Origin of the sequence: Paraburkholderia sp. JPY465 (genome assembly GCF_050436725.1) — a bacterium.
Taxonomy (GTDB): Bacteria; Pseudomonadota; Gammaproteobacteria; order Burkholderiales; family Burkholderiaceae; genus Paraburkholderia; species Paraburkholderia youngii.
This window is the reverse complement of sequence record NZ_JBNDMT010000007.1, coordinates 799,342-805,341: the sequence shown is the minus strand read 5'-3', so window position 1 is coordinate 805,341 and position 6,000 is coordinate 799,342. Positions and strand designations below refer to the sequence as shown.

Below are 6,000 nucleotides of genomic sequence, written 5' to 3'. Positions count from 1 at the left end.
CCGCTTCATTTAGGCGAAGTGACAGAGTTGCAGGTAACGCTTCTCCCCCACATACCGCATTCAGCGCTGGTGTTCCTTGCCAGCCTCCATCTAAGAGCAGGCGCCACATTGCCGGAGTCGCCTGCATGAAAGAAATGTTGTGATGTGCTATGTAATGGCGTAAGGCCATGGCGTCGATTGCATCCTTACGGCTTGCAAGGGCGACTGCGGCCCCAGTGCTCAAAGGCAGGAACAGTTCGAGCCCCGCAATATCGAACGAGATGGTGGTCAAAGCCAAAAAAGTATCGCGGTCAGAAATTGAAGATATCTCTGAAAACGCCGATAGAAAGTTCACCACCCCCCGGTGCTCGACCATCACGCCCTTGGGCGTGCCGGTGGAGCCCGAGGTGTAGATCACATAGGCCAGATGGTGCGGGCCCAGGCCCAGCGCGCGCACATCCGGATCCGATGACGGCTGCCCGGCCCACGCCGGCGACTGCGCCTCCAGCTCCACCAGCCCCACCCCAGCGAGCGCCTCCGCGCCCAGCGCCGCACGCCCCGCCGCATCGGCCAGCACCAGCCGCGGCGCCGCCTCCCCCAGAATCTGCCGCAGCCGCGCGCCCGGATACGCCGCATCCAGCGGCACATACGCGCCCCCCCGCCTTCAGGATCGCCAAGAGCCCCACCACCATCGCCGCGCTGCGCTCCACGCAGATCCCCACCGGCTGATCCGGCCTGACTCCGAGTGCGATCAGATGATGGGCCAGCCGGTTGGCCCGCGCATTGAGCTCGCCATAGCTCAGTCTCTCGTTCTCATGCACCAGCGCCACCGCCTCCGGTGCCCGCCGCACCTGCGCCTCGAACAGCTCATGGATGCACCGCTCCGACGGATACGCCGCCTCCGTGCGGTTCAGCTCCTCCAGCAGATACCCGCGCTCCGCCGCCGGCAGGATCTCCAGCTCCCGCACCGGCGTGTGCGGCGAGCGCTCCAGCAGCTCCGCCAGGTGCTCCAGCGCATGTTGCATGTAACCGCAGATACGCTCTGCTGAAACCGGCTCGACCGCTTCCGCCGTCAGGCCCAGCGCCTGCCCGGAGTCTTCCACCGACAGGCTCAGGGGATAGTTGGTGCGTTCCTGCGCACCCAGCCACTCGATGCCGCCCGGGACATCGTCCGCGGCGGCGCCCTGAAGCGCCGCCAGCGTATTGTGGCGATAGTTCAGCAGCGCGCTGAACAATGGCGCAGGCGCCGCAACGCCGCTGCAGCGCTGCGCCAGCGCCAGCGGGGCATGCTCGTGGGTGAGCAGCTCCGCCAGCCGCGCGTGGGTGCGACGCACACTCTCCCCGACCCCGGTTCCATCCACGTCGAGCCGCACCGGCAGCGTGTTCATGAACAGGCCCATCGCCCGGTCCGCGCCGCTGCCACCATGCATGCGCCCGAACAGCACCGTGCCGAACACCACCTGCTCGCGCCCGCTGCTGCGCGCCACCACCTGCGCCCACGCCAGATGGCACAGGCTGGCCACGCTCACCCCCAGCCGCCGCGCCTGCTGCCGCAGCCGGTCGTTAAGCGCCTGCGGCAACTGCCGCCGCGCCTCGTCGTCCACCCCGCTGCCGTCGCCGCGCACCTCGCCCAGCCCGAACGGCAGCGTCGGCCCGTCAATCCCCGAGAGCATCTCCCGGAAGAACTGCTCATGCGCCTGCTCTCCCACACCCAGCCGCGCCTGCGCTATCAGGTTACGGAATGGCTGCGGCTCGGCCAGCTCGTGCCCGCGTCCCGCCAGCACGCTCCGCACCTCCGCATGCATTACCTCTGAGGTCGTGTGATCGCCGATCAGATGATGCTGCAGCGCCAGCAGCAGCCAGCGCCCGCTGCCCGGCTCCCGGGCCGTCACAAACCGTATCAGTGGCGCCCGCCCCAGATCGATGCGCTGCCCGCGCGGATCGAACCGGCGCCGCAGCTGCTCGGGAGCCGGCCCCTCAGCCTCGTCCAGTTCAACCTCCACCACCTCCAGCCGCGCCTGGCGCCATACCACCTGCGCCGGACTGGACAGCCCCTCCCACACAAACGACGTGCGCAGCATGTCGTGCCGGTCCACCACCCGCTGCACTGCCGCCAGATAGCGCTCCAGCAGGTCACGACCGGCAAATGCCATCTGCGAGACCAGCAGGTACGGATCGCCCTGGCTGGCCAGCAGATGATGGAACAGGATGCCCTCCTGCAGCGGCGAGAGGGCATAGATGTCCTGGATGTTGGCCAGCCCTCCGGGCACCGTGGCCACCACCCGGTCGATCTCCGCCTGGCTCAGCCCGATGAGCGGCAGCATCCCGGGGGTGATCGCCGTACTGTGCGCGGCAATCAGGTTGGCGGGGACCGCGACCTCCTGATGGCGCCCCAGGCTGGCCGCCAGATCGGCCAGCACCGGCCGCGCGAACAGCGTGCGCACCTCTACTCCCAGCGAGCGCTGCCGCAGCCGCTCCATCAGTTGCACGGCCAGCAGTGAATGACCGCCCAGCTCGAAGAAGTGGTCATGCCGACCGACCCGCTCCAGACCCAGCAGCTCCGCCCACAGCTGCGCCAGCACCGTCTCCAGCTCCCCGCGTGGCGCCTCGTAGCCCCGCCGCGCATACGCATCGTCCTGCGGCGCCGGCAGCGCCCGCCGGTCCAGCTTGCCGTTGACCGTCAGCGGCAACTCCGCCAGCGGCACGAACGCCGCCGGCACCATGTAGTCCGGCAGCTGCCCCACCAGATGCGCGCGCAGCGTCGCCGCAAGCTGCGCTTCCTGCGCCTCCTCTGCGGCCACCACATACGCCACCAGCTGCGGCTCGCCGGCCCGCTCCTCGCGCGCCACCACCACCGCCTCGCGTACCCATGCATGTCCGCACAGGTGCGCGGCCACCTCGCCCGGCTCGATGCGAAAGCCCCGGATCTTGACCTGCTCGTCGGTGCGCCCCAGAAACTCCAGATTGCCGTCCGGCAGGTACCGCGCCAGGTCCCCCGTGCGGTACAGCCGATCGCCCTCCACAAAGGGACTGGCGATGAACCGCTCGGCTGTCAGCTCGGGGCGGTTCAGGTAGCCACGCGCGACCCCCGCCCCGCCAATGTAGAGCTCCCCAGCCGCCCCGAACGGCACCGGCTCGCCATGACCGTCCAGCACGTACACCCGCGTGTTCGCAATCGGACGGCCGATCGGAACGTGCGTCGATACAGCGCATTCGCTCGGAATTTCGTAAAAGGTGCAACCCACAACCGTTTCGGTCGGCCCGTATTCATTCACCATCCTGGCGCCAGGCTGAACCCTGCGCCACAACTCGACTGTTGAATGCGACAGCGCTTCACCACCGATAACAAGCAGGTCAACCTGGCTGGCCATCGGGCCCGCCAGCAGCTGTTGTCCAAGCGCGTCCAGATGGCTCGGGGTAACGTTGACCAGCCCGCATGCCGAACTGGCCTGTACCTTTAGTCCCGCGACCTCATCGCGTTCCCGTACCAGCCGTGCATGACCACCGCAGATCAGCGGTGCAAACAGGCTGTTGATCGTCGCATCGAACGCCAGGGAAGAAGAAACGATCGAGGATGATCGTGGCGCGTAAGCTTCACAGGCCCACGCAAGATAATTGGCCACTCCACGATGTTCAACCATCACGCCCTTGGGCGTGCCGGTGGAGCCCGAGGTGTAGATCACATAGGCCAGATGGTGCGGGCCCAGGCCCAGCGCGCGCACATCCGGATCCGATGACGGCTGCCCGGCCCACGCCGGCGACTGCGCCTCCAGCTCCACCAGCCCCACCCCAGCGAGCGCCTCCGCGCCCAGCGCCGCACGCCCCGCCGCATCGGCCAGCACCAGCCGCGGCGCCGCCTCCCCCAGAATCTGCCGCAGCCGCGCGCCCGGATACGCCGCATCCAGCGGCACATACGCGCCCCCCGCCTTCAGGATCGCCAAGAGCCCCACCACCATCGCCGCGCTGCGCTCCACGCAGATCCCCACCGGCTGATCCGGCCTGACTCCGAGTGCGATCAGATGATGGGCCAGCCGGTTGGCCCGCGCATTGAGCTCGCCATAGCTCAGTCTCTCGTTCTCATGCACCAGCGCCACCGCCTCCGGTGCCCGCCGCACCTGCGCCTCGAACAGCTCATGGATGCACCGCTCCGACGGATACGCCGCCTCCGTGCGGTTCAGCTCCTCCAGCAGATACCCGCGCTCCGCCGCCGGCAGGATCTCCAGCTCCCGCACCGGCGTGTGCGGCGAGCGCTCCAGCAGCTCCGCCAGGTGCTCCAGCGCATGTTGCATGTAACCGCAGATACGCTCTGCTGAAACCGGCTCGACCGCTTCCGCCGTCAGGCCCAGCGCCTGCCCGGAGTCTTCCACCGACAGGCTCAGGGGATAGTTGGTGCGTTCCTGCGCACCCAGCCACTCGATGCCGCCCGGGACATCGTCCGCGGCGGCGCCCTGAAGCGCCGCCAGCGTATTGTGGCGATAGTTCAGCAGCGCGCTGAACAATGGCGCAGGCGCCGCAACGCCGCTGCAGCGCTGCGCCAGCGCCAGCGGGGCATGCTCGTGGGTGAGCAGCTCCGCCAGCCGCGCGTGGGTGCGACGCACACTCTCCCCGACCCCGGTTCCATCCACGTCGAGCCGCACCGGCAGCGTGTTCATGAACAGCCCCATCGCCCGGTCCGCGCCGCTGCCACCATGCATGCGCCCGAACAGCACCGTGCCGAACACCACCTGCTCGCGCCCGCTGCTGCGCGCCACCACCTGCGCCCACGCCAGATGGCACAGGCTGGCCACGCTCACCCCCAGCCGCCGCGCCTGCTGCCGCAGCCGGTCGTTAAGCGCCTGCGGCAACTGCCGCCGCGCCTCGTCGTCCACCCCGCTGCCGTCGCCGCGCACCTCGCCCAGCCCGAACGGCAGCGTCGGCCCGTCAATCCCCGAGAGCATCTCCCGGAAGAACTGCTCATGCGCCTGCTCTCCCACACCCAGCCGCGCCTGCGCTATCAGGTTACGGAATGGCTGCGGCTCGGCCAGCTCGTGCCCGCGTCCCGCCAGCACGCTCCGCACCTCCGCATGCATTACCTCTGAGGTCGTGTGATCGCCGATCAGATGATGCTGCAGCGCCAGCAGCAGCCAGCGCCCGCTGCCCGGCTCCCGGGCCGTCACAAACCGTATCAGTGGCGCCCGCCCCAGATCGATGCGCTGCCCGCGCGGATCGAACCGGCGCCGCAGCTGCTCGGGAGCCGGCCCCTCAGCCTCGTCCAGTTCAACCTCCACCACCTCCAGCCGCGCCTGGCGCCATACCACCTGCGCCGGACTGGACAGCCCCTCCCACACAAACGACGTGCGCAGCATGTCGTGCCGGTCCACCACCCGCTGCACTGCCGCCAGATAGCGCTCCAGCAGGTCACGACCGGCAAATGCCATCTGCGAGACCAGCAGGTACGGATCGCCCTGGCTGGCCAGCAGATGATGGAACAGGATGCCCTCCTGCAGCGGCGAGAGGGCATAGATGTCCTGGATGTTGGCCAGCCCTCCGGGCACCGTGGCCACCACCCGGTCGATCTCCGCCTGGCTCAGCCCGATGAGCGGCAGCATCCCGGGGGTGATCGCCGTACTGTGCGCGGCAATCAGGTTGGCGGGGACCGCGACCTCCTGATGGCGCCCCAGGCTGGCCGCCAGATCGGCCAGCACCGGCCGCGCGAACAGCGTGCGCACCTCTACTCCCAGCGAGCGCTGCCGCAGCCGCTCCATCAGTTGCACGGCCAGCAGTGAATGACCGCCCAGCTCGAAGAAGTGGTCATGCCGACCGACCCGCTCCAGACCCAGCAGCTCCGCCCACAGCTGCGCCAGCACCGTCTCCAGCTCCCCGCGTGGCGCCTCGTAGCCCCGCCGCGCATACGCATCGTCCTGCGGCGCCGGCAGCGCCCGCCGGTCCAGCTTGCCGTTGACCGTCAGCGGCAACTCCGCCAGCGGCACGAACGCCGCCGGCACCATGTAGTCCGGCAGCTGCCCCACCAGATGCGCGCGC

General features: G+C 69.0%; 1 protein-coding gene and 2 pseudogenes (1 of these 3 only partly in view). All 3 read right to left on the bottom strand.

Annotation, left to right across the window (positions count from 1 at the left end; genetic code table 11):
• Positions 1 to 625: AMP-binding protein (locus tag QFZ94_RS44355; protein WP_429464296.1), on the bottom strand; the 625-nt coding region annotated here is incomplete at its 3' end.
• Between the two features lie 70 nt (positions 626 to 695).
• A pseudogene (locus QFZ94_RS44350) lies at positions 696 to 2,498 on the bottom strand (condensation domain-containing protein); the annotation flags it as partial.
• Positions 2,499 to 2,687: 189 nt separating this feature from the next.
• Positions 2,688 to 6,000: pseudogene (locus QFZ94_RS44345) on the bottom strand (amino acid adenylation domain-containing protein); its annotated part runs 9,284 nt beyond the window's last position; the annotation flags it as partial.